Source organism: Streptomyces xanthophaeus, assembly GCF_000725805.1.
Lineage (GTDB): Bacteria > Actinomycetota > Actinomycetes > Streptomycetales > Streptomycetaceae > Streptomyces > Streptomyces xanthophaeus.
In genome coordinates, this window is record NZ_JOFT01000142.1 from 1 (window position 1) to 286 (window position 286).

The window sequence follows — 286 nt, forward strand, 5'->3', positions numbered from 1 at the left end:
GCTTCGAGGATCGCCGAGACCGGCTGCTTGATGCCGATGTTGACGACGTTGTAGCCGTTGTTGGACAGGATGATGTCGACGAGGTTCTTGCCGATGTCGTGGACGTCGCCGCGGACGGTGGCCAGGACGATGGTGCCCTTGCCCTCGGCGTCGGACTTCTCCATGTGGGGTTCGAGGTGGGCGACCGCGGTCTTCATGACCTCGGCGGACTGGAGGACGAACGGGAGCTGCATCTGGCCGGAGCCGAAGAGCTCGCCGACGACCTTCATGCCCTCCAGGAGGGTGT

At 64.3% G+C, this 286-nt stretch carries 1 protein-coding gene; it reads right to left on the reverse strand.

Annotated elements, in window-relative coordinates; genetic code table 11:
* The coding region (locus tag IO30_RS41115; protein ID WP_037895561.1) for a B12-binding domain-containing protein at positions 1-286 on the reverse strand (286 nt) is incomplete at both ends.